Raw genomic sequence first — 17167 nt, forward strand, 5'->3', positions numbered from 1 at the left:
TGTATTCGTTATTCGTTAATAGTCGAGGTTTCAATAACGAATAACGATTAACGAACTATTCTTCAGAATACTCCAAAATATCTCCCGGCTGACAATCCAGCGCTTCGCAGATAGCTTCGAGAGTGGAAAAGCGAATGGCTTTGGCTTTTCCTGTTTTAAGGATAGAGAGGTTCGACATGGTAATACCAACTTCCTCTGAAAGCTCGGTAAGACTCATCTTTCGCTTGGCCAGCATCACATCCAGGTTTACGATTATGGCCATGATTACACCGTCAGTTTTAATTCCTGGTACATGTCGTGGCCTTTTTCAAATACGGCAGCCAGGGCAAAAAGCAAAAGTCCATATACGAAACTTCCGGGTTCAAAATCCAAGCTTACCGAGATCTCATTGGCGATCAACATTTTATCAACGGGCACAACAAAAAGCTGATACATCAGCCACTCAAAGGGTTTGAAAGCGATGATCAATCCTGCTATGATCTTGAGTCGTTTGATATTGTTTTTGGTGAAAACTTTATTACTCCAGGCGGACTTCAGGATCATTCGAAGCTGAAAAAAACCAAACAGGAACAACCCAAGACCTATAACAAGAGAGGTCATTATCCCGATATAAAGGCCAAAGTGATTATTCATGATGTAATCGGCATTCAGTGAAGCAGTGGCAGATTCAATCGATATCATCGAAGCGTCGATCGCTGTTTGTAGCGTAAGTTGATTCGTCTCAATGGGGATTCGGATATTTATCGTCTCCAGCATTAACCCAAAAGTATGCTTGGTGAGAATAGTCCCTATGATAAGTATGGCTGTACCACAGAGTGCATACCATAAAAAATTGATGATGATGTACGAGTAATAAACTGAGTTTCTGTTTTTCAAAGATTCCATCACACCGTCAGTTTTTGTTCTTCATACATTCGGGCACCTTCTTTAAATACATAAGCTAAAACAATAAAAGTGATACCTATTAGCAAAAGAATATCGGTTGGTGAACTGAGGTGCTGAATTTGATATCCGACAGGCAAATTGAGCCCTTGTAGAAGAGGGATAGGAGTGAAAAAAAGAACGATGTTAATGCAGCCGGTTATAAAAGTAATTACTCCACAATAGAATAGGTTCTTGGGATTAGCTTGATTGAAAGGATCTTCTTCAGCTACATTTTTGAAAATACTGCTTAATAAAAATAGTACGGCTATGAGTGCAAAGCTACTGAGTGATTGAATCAAAAAGAGAAGCATAATCTCAAAACCATGTATATCGGTTTGTGACTTAATATCTATCTCGACAGGAAACTGTTCAGGAATATTTATTGAAGCCGTTGGCATTTCGAGCTCTTCGTAACCTGAAAACTGTTCTACTTCCATAAGTACAGGTAAATTAAAAAGTCGGGTGTAGCCATCTGAACTGACCATAATAGTTGAGGCAATCGATATAACTAAGTAAAGCCCAATACTCCAATACCCAATCCAGCAGGTGTAATATAGGAAGTGTGCGAGCGACCAGTCTTTTCTGAGTTTCATAACAGATCCTTTAATTCTAATCTGCCTTTAACTAAAATAAATTATTTTTGAAAAGCAACAACTATTTATTGATAAACAATAAATTATTGCCGAATAAAGAAATCCCTAAATTTAGTAGAGCTATTGTATTGCGTTCCAGTGTAGAGTGTGGGCGGGATTTTTTAAAAATAGACAAGAGAAAAGTCATCCCGCGGCGAATGCCCGGGATCTGGTCAATTGTTTAGGAATCAGCGGCTGATGTTAAGCTGACAATCAGATTCCCGCCTTCGCGGGAATGACTTATAGAACCGTTTAACGTTCAGTTTTGAATGTTCCTTGTTCGGTGTTCTACCCACTCCCGCCCATCAGGGGTTCGTTGAAGGCGCGGATGCTGGAATTAGGTAATCCCTCCGGATAGGAATCTTTCACCATTTGAAGGGCGTCAATCACCATTTCCAGGTGCATTTCTTTGGAGTTTTGGTAGAATGATTGAGCGGCGTCCGTAAGCTTGGGCTTGCCGTGCAAGGGTTTATCACTCACACAAAGAAGGGTAGCGTGGGGAATACGATACCTGAACCCATTTGTAGCTACGGTAGAAGACTCCATATCAATGGCTACGCTGCGACTCATGTGAATTTCTTCGACCGTTTTGGCTTTAGAGAACTCCCAGTTTCGGTTGGCCGTGGTGTAGACGGTTCCTATACGATGCTCCATCTCATGCTGATCCAACACTTCTTTCAAATATCGGTTCAGGATGTAGTTCGGAGAGATGGGAATTCCGATGGGGAAGAGGTCATCCAGCACACGGTCGGCGCGGTAGTAGCCGTTGGCGAGTACAAAGTCGCCGATGTCCTGGTGGTTCCGAAGTCCGCCACAGTGACCCACCATAACCATCGCATCAGGTCGAAGCACACCCACATGATCGGTAATGGTTTTAGCGTTGGAAGGCCCCACACCAATGTTAATAAGCGTAAGCCCGGAGTTGTTGTCCATCTTGTGATGGTAGGCCGGCATTTGTACACCTTCCCGTTCCGGTTTCACACAATCGGGGAACTTCTCCAGAAATACTTCCACGTGCATATCATAGTTGGTAAACAGGATGTACCGCTGGAAATCGGCCGGATCGGTTCCGGTATAATGACGAAGCCGGTCGAGGGAAATATCAATGCGTTCAGCCCGAAATAAAAATAATTTCTTTTGGGTGATGTCCCAGTCACTTTCGTCCAGATTATCAAAGAGGTCGGGGTTGTTCATGGGCAGTGCTTCTCTGGATGGTTTTATAAAAACGGTAGCCCCGTTGCTCACCAGTCGTTCTATTTCACGTTTGAGGTACCATCGATAGGCTTTGGGTTGAGCCAATTCGCCATCAATCACCGGATTGTGTTTACTCCAGGTTCGCTCTACAATCATCTGAGGATATTTCCCGGAGTCGTAAATTTCTTCCATCAGGTCGCACGCTTTATCAATAGCTTTTTTAAGTTCTGCCTCCGAAGAAAACTGATCTTTAACTAATTTGAGCGTATCTGACATATGAGTAGTGGTGAATTTTCTTTTACAATTGAACCGTGGGTTACCACAGATGAAGAGGTCAAATATACGACGAATATTTTCAAACTTTTGAACCGCAGGATGAAAATTGAGTCGGAAGATCATTCGGCGGATTTTTCCATTCTTAAAGCTCCCGATTGGATCAATGTAATTCCTCTCACCCCTGATAATGAAATCGTGTTGGTGGAGCAGTACCGATATGGAATCGAGCAGCCCACATTGGAGCTACCTGGTGGCATGGTCGATCCCGGGGAGTCGCCACTGGAGACCTCAAAAAGGGAGCTGCTGGAAGAAACCGGCTATGCTGGTGATGAGTGCGTTGACTTAGGAAGGGTGAGTTCGAACCCGGCCATTTTTAACAATTACACTTATACCTATCTGATCAAAAACTGTAAGAAAGTTCAGGAGCAGCAGCTGGATGGCAACGAGCGCATTAATGTTCATGTAATGCCGCTGGAAGATTTTTTAGAACTGGTAAACCGGGGAGAAGTGCATCATTCGCTGGTGGTGGCGGCCGTAGCTAAGTTCTTGTTGTGGCGTCGGTGATCACAGATTACACAGATGGGGGGATCTTCACAGATTTTTCGTGACATTTAATAGCTTTGATATCTTCTTTAACAACAGTTATAGATCAACGAGTTTTTCTCATTTTGAAGGAGAAACATATGAGCTCGGAAATGAATCCGCAAAACTTGTCAAACTATTGAACAATAGGCTGAATCTCTTTTTTCAAAGAATCTCCAACTTCATCGTATGTTTTTTCGAGTTCGTACCGCTCCTGCAATCTAAGCCAAAACTCAGCAGAGGTATTAAGGGCAATCGAAAACCGGATAGCGGTATCTCCAGTAATGGAGCGTTTGCCATTTACTATTTGATTAACCCGGTTAGCCGGCACTTTGATAATCCTCGAAAATTCTCGTTGGGAAATGTTCAGCGGGTCTAAAAACTCTTCTTTTAGCATTTCTCCGGGATGGACTGGGGCTATTTTTTTCATAATCGTTTGGTTAATGATAATCGGTAATTTCAACATGAAAGGCGTCACCTTCTTTCCACTCAAAACAAATACGCCATTGCTGGTTTATGCGAATACTATGTTGTCCTTCTCTATCACCTTTTAGTTTTTCCAATCTGTTTCCGGGGGGTGATCTTAATTCCTCTAAATCCGTCATAAGATCAATTTGAAGAAGCTTTCTATATGCTCTTCGCTGAATTTCTTCAGGAATTTTCTTTGAGTAATTCCTTTGAAAGATCTTTTCTGTTTCTTTATCAGCAAATGATTTTATCATAGAATCATTGTGTTACGTAACGCGTAACAAAATAGGTTATTTCGTTTCTATAGTCAAAAAGTTTGTAGTTGATTACATATCATCAAAATCTAAGAGTAGGTTCTGAACGATTCTTTACCGAAATCCAGTTATCCCATCCCAACTATTAAGTAAACCAAGTTTTCAGATTCATGATTGACACAGGAGCAAAAGCAGATTTCAATTTTAAAGTAAAAGCCGTGCAAAGCGGCGAAGAAAAAGAGGTTAACTTCAAGGATTTGCTGGATAAACCAACCATCGTTTCTGTATATATGAAGAACAATACCAGCAGCTGCGACCGCCAAACTAAAGATCTTGGAGACGAAACATCATGGTTTAAAGATCATGGGTATAACCTGGTGGCCATCAGTAAAGACACTTGTGGTTCGCACAAACGATACGCCAAAAAGCAGGGAATCGATTTTACCCTGGTTTCTGATCCGGATTATAAATTTGCTGAAGCCACCGATTCCATTGTTGAGAAAAAGATGTTTGGCAATGAGTATGAGGCCCCTTCACGTTCGGCCTTTGTTATTGATACAGATGGTACTATTTTGGGCACTGTCGAAAAAGTGAATACCAAAGACCACGCCGGAGAGCTAAAAGAGCTGGTCGAAAGTTTGAAATAATTATCCTTATTGCATGAAAAGCCTTGTCATTGTAGAGTCCCCTACAAAAACGAAAACGATTAAAAAATACCTGCCCGATGGGTATGTAGTGGACTCCTCTATGGGTCACATTCGTGACCTTCCTTCCTCAGCGAAAGAAATTCCCGCCAAGTATAAAAAAGAGAGCTGGTCGAATTTGGGAATAAATGTAGATGATCGCTTCGATCCTTTATACGTGGTTCCTTCTTCCAAAAAGAAAGTGGTTACCAAGCTCAAAAAGTTATTGAAAGATGCGGACGAACTCATTCTCGCAACGGATGAGGACCGGGAAGGAGAGGCTATTTCTTGGCACCTGATGGAAGTGCTGAAGCCCAAGATTCCGGTTAAACGAATGGCATTTCGCGAGATTACCAAAGAAGCCGTGCTGAACGCATTGGAAAATACCCGCGACATTGATATGAATCTGGTACATGCCCAGGAGACACGAAGAATTCTGGACCGCCTGGCAGGTTATACCGTTTCCCCTTTGCTGTGGAAAAAGATTTCTCCGGGTCTTTCAGCCGGACGTGTACAATCGGTAGCTGTAGAATTTTTGGTGGAGCGCGAACGGGAACGCATGAAGTTTAAAAGCGCTACCTATTATGACCTGAAAGCACAGCTTCATAAAGAAGCGGAGACCGATCAGTTTGAAGCCGACCTGACTCACCTTAATGAGAAACGCCTCGCCAGTGGTAAAGACTTTGACGAGAATACCGGCAAGCTGAAAAAGCCGGATTCCGTAGTTCTGCTGGACGAAGATAAGGCATCGGCTTTGGTTGATGACCTGAAGTCGGCGAGCTGGTCGGTGATTAATGTGGATGTGAAAACACAGAAGCGAAATCCGGCGCCTCCGTTTATTACTTCCACCCTGCAGCAGGAAGCCAACCGTAAGTTCGGGTTCTCTGCCCGCGACACCATGAGCGTAGCCCAGAAGCTATACGAAAAAGGATTTATAACCTATATGCGTACCGATTCTACCCGTTTATCCGGCCAGGCTATTGGTGCAGCCCGGGATGCGGTAACTGAAGAATACGGTGAAGATTACCTGTTTGAGCGCGTACGGAATTACAACAAGAAAGGGAAGTCGGCACAGGAAGCTCACGAAGCTATCCGTCCGTCAGGCTCCCGTTTTGTGAAGCCGGATAAGGCCGGGCTTCGGGATCGAGAGTTTAAGCTTTATGACCTGATCTGGAAGCGAACCATAGCTACCCAAATGGCTGAAGCTGAACTTGAATTCACAAACGTCACCATCCGGGCAACCAATAACGGTACCGATGCGGACTTCCGCGCAGGCGGTAAGAAAATTCTGTTTCCCGGTTATTTCCGTGCCTATGTAGAAGGAAGCGATGACCCGGAAGCAGCACTTGAAAATCAGGAGAAATTCCTTCCGGCGATGACCGAAGGTGATGCTACTGCTCTGGATGACCTGAACTTTGTAAGCCACGAAACCAAACCTCCGGCACGCTTTACCGAAGCAACGCTGGTTAAAGAATTGGAGAAAAGAGGAGTTGGTCGCCCGAGTACCTATGCGTCTATTATCTCAACCATTCAAAATCGCGGGTATGCTAAAAGTGAAGGAAAAACACTAATTCCAACGTTCACTGCATTTGCTGTATCAACCCTGTTGGAAAAACATTTCCCCGATTTGGTGGACAGCGATTTTACCTCAGAGCTGGAGGATAAATTAGATGCTGTGGCAGAAGGCAATCAGGACCCGGTTAAATACCTTGAAGATTACTACAAAGGTGACAACGGTCTGAAAGCAAAGGTTGACACTCAGGAAGATAAGATTGACCCACAAGAGGCAAAGCTGCTTGATTTGCCATTGGAAGGTTTAGAAGGAATCAAAGTGGCGGTGGGCCGATTTGGGCCTTACGCACGCATGGAGAAAAACGGAGAAGAAGTAACTACTTCGCTGCCCAACGATATGGATCCAAGCGACATCTCTTCAGACAAGCTGGAAGAGTTGATTAAGATTTCTGAGGAACAGGATAAACCCATTGGCGAAGATCCTGAATCCGGTGAGCCTGTATTTCTGCTTTCCGGCCGATACGGTCCTTACGTTCAGCGAGGGGAAGTAACCGAAGAAAATAAAAAGCCGAAGCGTGTTTCTCTACTGAAAGGAATGGAGCCCAAAGATGTGGATCTTGACCTGGCATTGCAGCTGCTGGAACTACCACGGCCACTCGGCAAGCACCCGGAAGACGATAAAGTGGTAAAAGCCGGTGTAGGCCGTTACGGACCATTTGTGGTGCACGACGGTAAATTCAAGTCGATCCCGAAATCAGACAGCGTACTGGATATTGAGCTGGATCGGGCCGTTGAACTGCTGAACCAAAAATCCAAATCCCGCCGGGGAAGTAACGAGATTAAAGACCTTGGGAAACATCCGGAAACGGATAAACAAGTTCGGGTGATGACCGGCCGATACGGCCCATATATCAAGCATGGAAAGAAGAATATCAGCCTTCCCAAAGGGGAAACCCCTGAAGACTTCACCATGGATAAAGCCGTGGAATTGATCAAGGAAAAAGGATAGTAAAAGGTCATCTTGAGGGTACTCCCGAAAGATCTTCAAAAGCCGTTGCAACAACTAAATGTAGTAAACAATTGAAGATTCTTCGGAGGTATCCTCAGAATGACAGTGGCTTTGAATTTTTTTTTGTAGATTTCTTACTGATGCTGTCAAAACAAACAGACAGGAAGCAGGTACATGCAAAAACGAAGCGATTTTTACTTCAGGTATCCGCCTAACATTGGAGAATTAGATCTCGCCACCATGGTGAATATGTTTCGTACCCGGGGTGAGCCGCGCAAAGCCGGACCGGGTCAGCATTTTGCCTGTGCAATGAGTGGTCATTTACTCCGGGAAGCTAAGTCCTGGTTCGGGCTGTATTACTCTCAAAAAACCTGGGACAATCTGCTTACCAAAGGCAGCGAAGGTTTCCCTCTCACTGATGTTGAGCTCAATGTACTCGGACTGGTGTATGTGAGTGAAGACGAGCCTCCCCATCGTGAATATGTAGAGAAAAACTCGGGTGTAACCGAGAAGCTGGCTTACCTGATTGTCAATGACTTGCGTCAATTTGGCTTTCTTGATGAAGATGACAGCGGCTTTCTCCGAATCCCTCCCCGTGGCGAAAAAGCCTTACATGGAATAGCCCGTCGTATTTATGAAAAACGGTTCATGCCGGAAATGCTCAAAACCTTCACCCCAACAGAAGAGCCCCAAATAGAGCAAGCCCAAAAAGAAGACCGCGAGCAAACGAGTTTGTTTTAAGCCTTCTGAAAATTTTCCCGCGTTTTATACTTTAAAAGCCTGTAACCGACCAAAGAAAAAAATCCCGGGAATCCGATAATCCTATAAATCAGGGTTCACAAGTTGGTTTTTGAATCATGATTATCGGGATTAAAGGATGAACTTGATGTTTAGTATAGGAGACAGAAAAGGTCTAAGGTGTACGACCGATACAATGCCATGCCTCAACCCGCTCTGACGCTCTGAGTCGGTGCGAAATTCTACAGCATAATCAAATACGTCAGCTTCACCACGGCGGCCTGACTATTCATGACCACATCCTTCCGGGGATCAAAAAGCGTTTCGTTATCTCCGGTAAGATGGTACGAGGTGTTGAATACAAGAAACAGGTCACTTCCGGGAGTATGAATCCAGTCGATGCGAATGTTGGCTTGAAGATCGCGGGAGAAGTTGTCGTACTGAATGAGGGCTTTGGCAAATAGCTTTCGGCTTACCGCCCCGAGAATGGAAGTGGAAACCGTGGTGGCATCAAATTCACCATTAGAAACAGGCAGGTCGATGATGGAATGGCTAAGCCTTCCTTCGATGTGAAGATGCTTGGACTGGCGGAAACCGATGCTGCCTTCTAAATCGGTACGATTGCCATGATAGAACTGCCCCGTACTGGCCTCCACAGTACCGAAAAGTCGCTTACTCTCATCAGATTGCCCGCGTATACCTATGGAATTAAAGGTGTAATCTCCGGCAGGAATAGTGGCGTTCTGACGGATCGGAAAGTCCACGAAAAGCCGTTCAAATTGCTGGTTTCCGCTAATACGGATACTTTGCCGGCTGGCAAACTCTGCCGTTGCCGATCCACTCAGCTGGGTGGTTTGTTTTACACCATCCTGTCCTTCAATATAATTATAGGACGCTCCGAAATTAAATCTTCGAAGAGATGGAAGGCTATTAAACTCAACGGTCGGTTTATATCCAAGATTTCCTGAATACTGCCTCATATTCCGGCGTCGCACAAAACCAAGAGCCGGGTTGTAGTTTTCACCAACATTGGTGTAGGACATTCCACCGGAGTAGGTTTCATTTTGAAGCTGAAGGCTTCCGTGGCCGGCCGCATCATTAAAGGCATCGGTATCATCCCAAACTTTAGTGTACCAGGCATTGAACTCACTGGTGCTCCAAAACCGGTATTTGGTATCAAAACCGAGGGCGCGGTTATAGCCATTCGGTGATTCCACATTAGTGACAATGGTACCTACGGTAGCTCGTGGAAATATATTGGTCCTGATTCGCGCAACCGTGTTATTGGTAGATTGGCTTCCAAAAACATCTCCCATCTCATTCCCGGTTTCGATATTCATGGCCCCGACAGAAAAACGCCCCAGCTGCCCGGTCATGCGGGCACCGGTCAGGATATCGTTGGTAAGCCCAATTCGTCGGGAGAAAAAGGTTTGGGTGGAACGGGTATTCCCGTGTTCAAAAAGACCGGCGCGTTCCAGGAAGAACTCTCGTTTCTCCGGAAAGAACAGATTAAATCGGGAGAGATTGAGTTGTACGTTATCTGCTTCAACTTGGGCAAAATCAGTATTTACGGTAAGATCCAAAGTCAGGTTGGAGGTGATTCCCCATTTCATATCCCCACCGATATCATAGGTGTACTCAACGTCGGTTTGTTCATTCTGAAGATCGGGTCGCACTTCCTGAGCTCCTGATATTACATAAGGCTTAATCTCGATGTTATTGCCACGACGAATATTCTTAATTCCCCTCAGGGTACCGTACTGAGAAACAGCTGCCAGCGTACCAAAGGCGCCAAAATTACCGCCATATTCCATTCCAATAGCCGGCCAAAGCACACGCTCGTTTTTACGGTTAATCATGCGGGAAATCATCAACCCGAATTCCAGTTCTTCACCATCCGGAAAGCGGAGCTGTCGGAACGGTATGGAAACCTCCATAGTCCAGCCTTCATCATCAATTTTTGTTTCGCTTATGAATACGGCATTCCAGGAAAAGCTGTCGTAGCTGATGCTTTCATCAGTAATCAGGGCATCATCCTGAGTGCCCAGCGCATTCATCTCAAAAAGGTATGCATTCCGGCCATCACGGTAGGTGTCAATGCCGATATAGGCGTGGTCATCGCGATTATTTCGCCCTCCACGTTCCAAATTTTTAGCGCGAATCAGCTCCGGATTATCATCATAAAACCGGAAAGCGAAATACAGGTTGTCGCGGTCGTAGGCAATTTTAACTTCTGAATCTTCGGTAGCCGGGGCGCCGTCATTCGGCCAGGCTTGGGTAAAGGAGGTAATGGGAGGAATATCTTCCCATACTTTATCATCCAGGTTACCATCGATGTAGGGAGCTTCCTCAGCGAAAACAGCGGTTACCTTGTTGTTGGTAGGAGGTGGGACGAGCTCATCCGGGGTTTGCCCCAGAACATGTCCGTTTCCAATTCCACATAGTACAGATACTGTAAGTGCTGATAATATCGATCTCATTCCGACCCGGTTATTTATTTGTAACTCCTTGAGCGAGAGCCGGAACTTAATAATTAATCTTTACAGCCGGACTGTGAAAATGTTAAAATAAGAAACGGACTGACAGAAACAGGATGAAACGGCTTTTATGTTCTGTTTTCCCGAATAGCCTTGGCCACTTGCTCCGGCACCCGCTCATCAAACGGACTTGGAATGATTTTATCTGCTGAGAGGTCATCCACACAATCAGCAATGGCTTTGGCTGCGGTGATGAACATCTTCGTAGTGAGGTTGGTGACCCGTGCATCAAGCGCTCCACGGAAAATTCCTGGGAAGGCCAGCACGTTGTTGATCTGGTTGGGGAAATCAGAGCGTCCGGTGGCGATAATGGCTGCTCCTGCCGCTTTAGCATCTTCGGGCATAATCTCAGGAATAGGGTTTGACATCGCAAAGATCATGGGGTCCTTATTCATGGTTTTCACCATATCCTGCGTTAGCACACCCGGTACGGAAACGCCGATAAATACATCACTTCCGGAAATGGCATCTTTCAGCTGACCTGTACGATGACCTTTATTGGTTATTTCAGCCATTTTCTTTTTGGTGTCGTTTAAGTCGGTGCGCTCTTTATGGATAATGCCGCGGCTGTCGCACATCACTACGTCTTTTACACCGGCTTCAAATAGCAGGTTTACGATAGCGACACCAGCTGCACCGGAGCCGTTCACCACTACGTAAAGATCTTCCAGCTTCTTGCCGGTCAGTCGCATGGCGTTATACATACCGGCCAGCGTAACGATGGCCGTTCCGTGCTGATCATCATGAAAAACGGGTATATTCAATTCTTCTTTCAGACGACGTTCAATTTCGAAACAGCGGGGAGCAGAGATGTCTTCCAGGTTAATACCTCCAAAGCCGGGAGCGATCATTTTCACTGTTTGTACAATTTGGTCGGTATCCTGTGTGTCAAGTACGATGGGGAAAGCATCTACATTGGCGAACTTTTTAAACAGCACCGACTTTCCTTCCATTACAGGAAGAGAGGCTTCCGGTCCGATATTACCCAATCCGAGAACGGCGGAACCATCGCTGACCACGGCTACCATATTTCCTTTAGCGGTGTAGTTGTACGCTTTCTCTTTGTCATCTGCAATTTCCTCGCAGGGCCTTGCCACGCCCGGGGTATAGGCAATGCTGAGATCATCCTTGGTCTCCAACGGCATTTTAGGCTCAACAGAAATTTTTCCTTTATGCTTTTCGTGGGCTTCGATGGCTAACTTCGCGTAGTCTTTTTTAGACATGTGGTTTTATTTCGGGTAAAAATTTTATCAAATAAAAAAGGTGTCGCACATGAGTACGACACCTTAAAGTTAAAGTCAGAATTAATCGTTCAGCATCGCTGATACATCAAAAGAGTTATTTTCGCGGTTGATGTCAGCGAGTCGCTGAGAAGGATCTATGGTGATGGTTTTAATGGATGAAGCAGCTTTGTTGATGGTCATGGTATAGCTTGGTTCAACCCACGGCCAGTCTGCCAATACCGTTCGCTTCATATCCGTCTCGTTGGGTTTTTCTCCACGCATTACACGCAATGGAATGTAGAATAATTCACTGCTTCCATCCTCATACTCAACCACAACGTCCAGCGGCATAGGCATCAAATCAATGCGTTCAATTTTAACAGAGGTTCTGTTATCATTTCCAATTACAGAAGTAATGCCATAATCGATGGTTTTGGTGGTTTGAACAAAATATTCATAATACCAGTCAAGGATCATCCCTGATTCTTTCTCCATGATGCTGAGGAAGTCGAGTGCGGTTGGGTGCTTCATCTTCCATTCTTTATGATAATTCAGCATTCCGTTTCGGAAATCTTCTTCACCGATGATGTACTCCATCTGCCCCAGGAATACGGCTCCTTTAGAATAAGCAGCGCGACCATAGGCAAAGTTGGTTTCATAATGATCGGCATGAGTAGTCATGGGTTCTTCCCGTCCGGATTCTACCAGTGAATAATAACCGCTGTAAGATCCTGCATAAGGGAAGTCAGAATTTTGGTTGAATAGGTGGTTCATGGTTTCAGCGGAGGCGTAACTGGTAAAGCCTTCATCCATCCATTCGAGCAGACTTTCATTAGTAGCCAGTACATTTTGGAACCAGCTGTGATACATTTCGTGCACCATTACGCCCACCAGGCTGCCGAGGCTTCGCCCGCCGGTAATCAGGGTTCCCATCGGGTATTCCATGCCGCCGTCACCACCTTGTAAGTTGGTGTATTGCGGATAGGGATACTCGCCGAAATGCTCGTTAGCATATTCAAAAGCACCAATGGTATAGTCAACCAGCTGCTCCCAGTTTCGGGTGTATTGTGCGTTTTGCTCATCGGAAGCTCCTTCAACTACAGCCGGCTGCTGATAGAGAAAGTGAAGTTTAGGTCCGTTTGGAACCTGGGCTGTAACGTGTTTAAAATCAGGATCGGCACCCCAGAAAAAGTCGATGACGTTTTCCGCTTTAAAGTGCCAGGTCATTTTATCACCACGGGGGCGGTTTACTTCAGCACCTTCATCTTCGTATCCATATCCAATTTCATTGGGGTTTTGAAGAACACCGGTTCCACCCAAAACATAGTCTTTGTCAATGGAAATTTTAACATCAAAATCACCAAAAACACCGTGGAACTCACGCCCGATATAGGGATTAGGATGCCATCCCTGAAAATCATATTCTGAAAGTTTTGGGTACCATTGGCTCATGGAGAATTCAACGCCTTCTGCATTATTCCAGCCTGAACGGCGAATTTGAAGAGGCACCTGGGCATCCCATTCCATTTTGAATGTGGTGGAAGCTCCGGGTTGAATCGGTTCATTTAGTTCTACAACCAGGATAGTACCGTCTGTTTCATACTCAACCGCTTTGCCATCCTGGGTGAGAGAATTAACCCGCTGATAACCTATTTCATCTTCGGACAGGCCGGCTATTCGGTCGTCTACTCTTCGGTCGGGGTCAGCAATTGTGCGGGAGCGAACGTCCATCATGCTGCTCGGCTGAAATGCATTGAAATACAGGTGATAATACACACGGTCTAAAACATCAGGAGAGTTGTTGGTGTAAACCAATGTTTGCTTTCCGGAATATTGATGATTCTCTGCATCCACATCAATTTCCATAGTGTAATCAACATGCTGCTGCCAGTAAGTCCGGTTTTGTGCATTTGTTGAAAGGCAAAATAGCCCGAGAAAAATAAAAAGTATCAGTTTCTTCATGCTTATAAGAAGGTTAATCGCAGAGAACGCAAAGTATGCGCTATGCTCGCGGAGGTTAAAGGTTGTTTACAACTCGATGAAATCAGTCTTAAAGTAGTTTGGTTTTGAAATCAATTAAGAGGTCTAATTTAGTGTCAGTAATTTCTGAATATCAAAAACTCTTTTACCGCTTAAGTTCCCATTATAACATAGCGAACTCTGCGAAAAATTTGCGTTCTCTGCGGTTTAAATAATGTCAAAAACTGTTTCGGCTGGCGAAGGCACGGCTCAGGGTCGCCTCATCAATAAACTCGAGTTCAGTTCCCATCGGGATACCATAGGCGATTCGGGTTACATCAACTTCGTAGTTCTTCAGGAGTTTGTTAATGTAATAAGAAGTTGCTTCACCTTCAGCGTCGGGGTTCAGGGCCAGGATTACTTCATTGATATGGTCATCTTCGCCCACCCGCTTCAGGAGTTCCTGTATCCGAAGTTTGTCCGGACCTATGTTATCCATGGGAGAAATAACCCCGCCTAATACGTGATACCGCCCTCGGAATTCATTTGATTTCTCAATGATATAGACGTCGTTGAATTCCTCGACCACACAAATAGCGGATGGATCCCGTTTCGGGTTGTCACAGATTTTGCAGGGATCGGAGTCACTCACATTTCCGCAAACGGAGCAACGGGTAACTTTTTCCTTCAGATCTACAATGGCCTGAGCTAATTTTTGAGCATACTCATCATTTTGTTTCAGTAAATGAATGGCAATACGCTGGGCTGATTTACGTCCCGTTCCCGGGAGTTTGGCGAGCTGCTCAATGGCCCGCTCCAAATATTCTGAGGTTATCTGCATGTATTAAGTGGCAAGGTGTTAGGTGTTAGGTTTTAGTGAATCTAAAACCTAACACCTTGTAACTAAAACCTGATTAAAGTCCGAATTTTGACATATCCATTCCGGGAATTCCGCCGCCGGGAATCATTCCTTTGTACATTTCCTGCATTTTTTCTTTGGAGGCCTCCTCGGCTTTTTCGAGGGCTTTATTTACACCTGCCACAATCAGGTCTTCCAGCATTTCTTTATCCTGAGGATCAACCACATCGTTATCCATTTCGATAGATACGATTTGTTTGTTGCCATTGGCTTTCACCTTAACCATTCCGCCGCCGGCTTCGGCTTCAACAATAACATCCTTTAAGCCTTCCTGGGCTTCCTGCATTTTGGATTGCATTTCCTGAATCTTGCCAAACATATCGGCCATATTAAAGTTGCTCATAATTCTAAGTTGGGTTTAATGTTCTTTTAAAAAAAGCTGTCTAATACTCAAGTTCGGCCCCGAAAATCTCCACAATATCACGGATAATGGGGTCTTTTTGTTGTATCTGTTTGAAGCGCTCGTAAACGCTCATGGTTTTTTCGCGCTCCTGTTGTTCGCCTACTGTCACATTAAAACGCAGTAAAGCACCCACACATTCCTTTAGTTTCTTTTGTAGTTCAGACTTCTGTTCATCCAGCATCTTGTGGGCAAATTGGTTGTCACACTCCAGGAACAGTTCGGATCCTTTTAATTTCACCACCTTTACCCGTTCCATTTGCAGGTGAAGCAACATTGGAAAATCTCCTTTCAGTGAATCAAGGTATTCCGTCCAGGAATTTTGAACGTATTCAAGGGTGAGCTTTTCAGGAGCTTTTTTAGTCTTTTTTGGGGAAGAGGGTGCGGGTGAAGTGGCCGCCTCACTTGGGTTCGATGTTTTTCGGGAAGCGGCAGCCGTTTTCCTGGAAAGGCTGGTCATTAGCGCCGGAGTGCCGATATCAAAATCATCGTCTTCTTCGATAGCCTCCGGTTCTTCATGATCGGCTTCTTCAGCCTCAGATTCTTCTTCCGGCTCCTGCCCGATTTCTGTTTTCTTAACAGCCTCATTATCGGGTTCTTCCGTTTCCTGATTCTGAGATTCACTTTGTTTAACCTGATGCCCGTTAGAAGAAGGTTCCGAAGTTGTTTCAGCCTCAGAATCGGTTTCTTTTTGGGTTGAGCCGTTTTGTGATGTGCTTACGAAGTTACCGGAGTTTTTTTTTAATTCCTCCAAGCCGGCCAGCAACTCAGACAGCTGCACCGATCGCTCCATATGAATCAGCTTCAATAAGGTAATTTCAAACTGAATACGTGGCTGACTCGCATCCTTTAACTTGATTTGAGCTTCACTGATGATGTGCAGCATGCGCATTAAATCATCGCGGGAAAAATCTTTGGCCGTCTGCTGGTATCGCTTCTTGGTTTCCTCGGAAGCTTCAACCAGATAAAGCTGTTCGCTGTGATGAGCGATGTACAAATTCCGTAGGTGTTCGGTGAGCCCAATCAGGTACTCCTGAATGTCATACCCTTCCTGCAGCAGCGTGTTAATAAGTTCCAGTCCTTTGTCGGCATCATGCTGTTTCACACAATTCATAAACTGAAACAAGCGGTCGGTTCCAACAACGTTCAATGCCTGCAGTAATTCATCATAAGTGATAGTATCACCACAGAATGCGATGGCCTGATCCATCAGTCCAAGGGCATCACGAAGGGCACCATCAGCCTTTTTGGCAATTACGTGCAGAGATTCTTCATCAATGGAAATATCTTCGTCCAGTGAAATTTTGCGCAGGCGCTGTACGATTTCATCCACGGAAATCCGCTTGAAATCAAAGCGTTGCACGCGGGACAGGATGGTAGGCAGAACCTTGTGTGGTTCTGTAGTCGCAAAAATAAAGATGGCGTGCTCGGGAGGTTCTTCCAGCGTTTTCAGCAGCGCATTAAAAGCTGCTTTACTGAGCATATGAACCTCATCCACGATAAATACTTTGTAGCGACCGTTTTGAGGAGGAATCCGAACGCTTTCCCGCAGGTGATGCACATCATCCACCTTGTTGTTGGAAGCCGCATCCATTTCCACAATGTTGAGTGTCTGGTTCAGTGACTCGCCATCAATGCTGGTATCAATTTCGTTGATGGTTCGGGCCAGCACCCGGGCCATGGTGGTTTTTCCAACACCGCGCGGACCACAAAACATATAGGCATGAGACAGCCTGTTTTGCTTAATGGCATTTTTGATGGTGTTACTCACATGTTCTTGCGAGACAATATCATCAAAGGTATGGGGTCGATATTTTCGGGTAAGTGCGCGGTACGTTTCTGACATTCTCAAAGGTC

General features: G+C 45.1%; 16 protein-coding genes. 4 read left to right on the plus strand and 12 right to left on the minus strand.

Annotated features, from left to right (window positions below):
* Positions 1-55: 55 nt before the first annotated feature.
* From ABFW99_RS08195 to ABFW99_RS08210, 4 genes are all read right to left on the minus strand, one after another.
* Positions 56-262 carry a helix-turn-helix domain-containing protein gene (locus ABFW99_RS08195; RefSeq protein ID WP_020403887.1) on the minus strand — a complete coding sequence of 69 codons (207 nt, stop codon included), beginning with the start codon at positions 260-262 and terminating at the stop codon, positions 56-58.
* 2 nt (positions 263-264) lie between these two features.
* Positions 265-885 (minus strand): DUF2975 domain-containing protein, encoded by a 621-nt coding sequence (locus tag ABFW99_RS08200; RefSeq protein WP_349355031.1) that lies wholly within the window; start codon positions 883-885, stop codon positions 265-267.
* Positions 885-1517, minus strand: a complete 633-nt coding sequence (locus ABFW99_RS08205) for a DUF2975 domain-containing protein (RefSeq protein ID WP_349355032.1) — start codon at positions 1515-1517, stop codon at positions 885-887. The genes ABFW99_RS08200 and ABFW99_RS08205 overlap by 1 nt, the downstream gene beginning before the upstream one ends.
* 327 nt (positions 1518-1844) lie before the next feature.
* Complete coding sequence (locus tag ABFW99_RS08210; RefSeq protein ID WP_349355033.1) at positions 1845-3026, minus strand: phosphorylase family protein; 1182 nt, start codon at positions 3024-3026, stop codon at positions 1845-1847.
* On the opposite strand from ABFW99_RS08210, the gene ABFW99_RS08215 reads away from it, so the two are divergent.
* Positions 3027-3590 (plus strand): NUDIX hydrolase, encoded by a 564-nt coding sequence (locus tag ABFW99_RS08215; RefSeq protein WP_349355034.1) that lies wholly within the window; start codon positions 3027-3029, stop codon positions 3588-3590.
* Between the two features lie 154 nt (positions 3591-3744).
* Here ABFW99_RS08215 and ABFW99_RS08220 read toward each other — a convergent pair whose 3' ends face one another.
* Positions 3745-4038, minus strand: a complete 294-nt coding sequence (locus tag ABFW99_RS08220) for a HigA family addiction module antitoxin (protein ID WP_349355035.1) — start codon at positions 4036-4038, stop codon at positions 3745-3747.
* Between the two features lie 10 nt (positions 4039-4048).
* Positions 4049-4330, minus strand: coding sequence for a type II toxin-antitoxin system RelE/ParE family toxin (locus tag ABFW99_RS08225; RefSeq protein ID WP_349355036.1), 282 nt, complete (start codon positions 4328-4330; stop codon positions 4049-4051).
* Positions 4331-4500: 170 nt separating this feature from the next.
* Between ABFW99_RS08225 and ABFW99_RS08230 the strand changes: the two genes are divergently transcribed.
* The 3 genes from ABFW99_RS08230 to ABFW99_RS08240 all read left to right on the plus strand — a co-directional run bounded on the left by ABFW99_RS08230 (position 4501) and on the right by ABFW99_RS08240 (position 8275).
* A complete protein-coding gene (locus ABFW99_RS08230) occupies positions 4501-4977 on the plus strand; it encodes a peroxiredoxin (RefSeq protein ID WP_349355037.1) in 477 nt (158 codons plus the stop codon).
* A gap of 13 nt (positions 4978-4990) precedes the next feature.
* Positions 4991-7534, plus strand: coding sequence for a type I DNA topoisomerase (gene topA / locus ABFW99_RS08235; protein WP_440707468.1), 2544 nt, complete (start codon positions 4991-4993; stop codon positions 7532-7534).
* A 174-nt stretch (positions 7535-7708) separates the two neighbouring features.
* Positions 7709-8275 carry a hypothetical protein gene (locus ABFW99_RS08240; protein ID WP_255133738.1) on the plus strand — a complete coding sequence of 189 codons (567 nt, stop codon included), beginning with the start codon at positions 7709-7711 and terminating at the stop codon, positions 8273-8275.
* 239 nt (positions 8276-8514) lie between these two features.
* Here ABFW99_RS08240 and ABFW99_RS08245 read toward each other — a convergent pair whose 3' ends face one another.
* From ABFW99_RS08245 to dnaX, 6 genes are all read right to left on the minus strand, one after another.
* Entirely contained in the window at positions 8515-10752 is a 2238-nt protein-coding gene (locus ABFW99_RS08245; protein WP_349353892.1) for a DUF5916 domain-containing protein, read from the minus strand.
* Between the two features lie 125 nt (positions 10753-10877).
* The gene (locus tag ABFW99_RS08250) at positions 10878-12032 is read right to left on the minus strand and encodes an NAD(P)-dependent malic enzyme (RefSeq protein WP_349353893.1); all 1155 of its coding nucleotides are present in this window, start codon (positions 12030-12032) and stop codon (positions 10878-10880) included.
* An 81-nt stretch (positions 12033-12113) separates the two neighbouring features.
* The gene (locus ABFW99_RS08255; RefSeq protein WP_349353894.1) at positions 12114-13994 is read right to left on the minus strand and encodes a M1 family metallopeptidase; all 1881 of its coding nucleotides are present in this window, start codon (positions 13992-13994) and stop codon (positions 12114-12116) included.
* A 235-nt stretch (positions 13995-14229) separates the two neighbouring features.
* Positions 14230-14832, minus strand: coding sequence for a recombination mediator RecR (recR, locus tag ABFW99_RS08260; RefSeq protein WP_349353895.1), 603 nt, complete (start codon positions 14830-14832; stop codon positions 14230-14232).
* Between the two features lie 73 nt (positions 14833-14905).
* Positions 14906-15253 (minus strand): YbaB/EbfC family nucleoid-associated protein, encoded by a 348-nt coding sequence (locus ABFW99_RS08265; protein ID WP_349353896.1) that lies wholly within the window; start codon positions 15251-15253, stop codon positions 14906-14908.
* A gap of 40 nt (positions 15254-15293) precedes the next feature.
* Positions 15294-17156 carry a DNA polymerase III subunit gamma/tau gene (gene dnaX, locus ABFW99_RS08270; RefSeq protein WP_349353897.1) on the minus strand — a complete coding sequence of 621 codons (1863 nt, stop codon included), beginning with the start codon at positions 17154-17156 and terminating at the stop codon, positions 15294-15296.
* Positions 17157-17167 lie beyond the last annotated feature (11 nt).

This window comes from Gracilimonas sp. BCB1, from assembly GCF_040117685.2.
Lineage (GTDB): Bacteria > Bacteroidota > Rhodothermia > Balneolales > Balneolaceae > Gracilimonas.

Coding starts and splice junctions, on each gene's coding strand:
- ABFW99_RS08195 (WP_020403887.1), bottom strand. CDS start 262: ATGGCCATAATCGTAAACCTGGATGTGATGCTGGCCAAGCGAAAGATG.
- ABFW99_RS08200 (WP_349355031.1), bottom strand. CDS start 885: ATGGAATCTTTGAAAAACAGAAACTCAGTTTATTACTCGTACATCATC.
- ABFW99_RS08205 (WP_349355032.1), bottom strand. CDS start 1,517: ATGAAACTCAGAAAAGACTGGTCGCTCGCACACTTCCTATATTACACC.
- ABFW99_RS08210 (WP_349355033.1), bottom strand. CDS start 3,026: ATGTCAGATACGCTCAAATTAGTTAAAGATCAGTTTTCTTCGGAGGCA.
- ABFW99_RS08215 (WP_349355034.1), top strand. CDS start 3,027: ATGAGTAGTGGTGAATTTTCTTTTACAATTGAACCGTGGGTTACCACA.
- ABFW99_RS08220 (WP_349355035.1), bottom strand. CDS start 4,038: ATGAAAAAAATAGCCCCAGTCCATCCCGGAGAAATGCTAAAAGAAGAG.
- ABFW99_RS08225 (WP_349355036.1), bottom strand. CDS start 4,330: ATGATAAAATCATTTGCTGATAAAGAAACAGAAAAGATCTTTCAAAGG.
- ABFW99_RS08230 (WP_349355037.1), top strand. CDS start 4,501: ATGATTGACACAGGAGCAAAAGCAGATTTCAATTTTAAAGTAAAAGCC.
- topA (WP_440707468.1), top strand. CDS start 4,991: ATGAAAAGCCTTGTCATTGTAGAGTCCCCTACAAAAACGAAAACGATT.
- ABFW99_RS08240 (WP_255133738.1), top strand. CDS start 7,709: ATGCAAAAACGAAGCGATTTTTACTTCAGGTATCCGCCTAACATTGGA.
- ABFW99_RS08245 (WP_349353892.1), bottom strand. CDS start 10,752: ATGAGATCGATATTATCAGCACTTACAGTATCTGTACTATGTGGAATT.
- ABFW99_RS08250 (WP_349353893.1), bottom strand. CDS start 12,032: ATGTCTAAAAAAGACTACGCGAAGTTAGCCATCGAAGCCCACGAAAAG.
- ABFW99_RS08255 (WP_349353894.1), bottom strand. CDS start 13,994: ATGAAGAAACTGATACTTTTTATTTTTCTCGGGCTATTTTGCCTTTCA.
- recR (WP_349353895.1), bottom strand. CDS start 14,832: ATGCAGATAACCTCAGAATATTTGGAGCGGGCCATTGAGCAGCTCGCC.
- ABFW99_RS08265 (WP_349353896.1), bottom strand. CDS start 15,253: ATGAGCAACTTTAATATGGCCGATATGTTTGGCAAGATTCAGGAAATG.
- dnaX (WP_349353897.1), bottom strand. CDS start 17,156: ATGTCAGAAACGTACCGCGCACTTACCCGAAAATATCGACCCCATACC.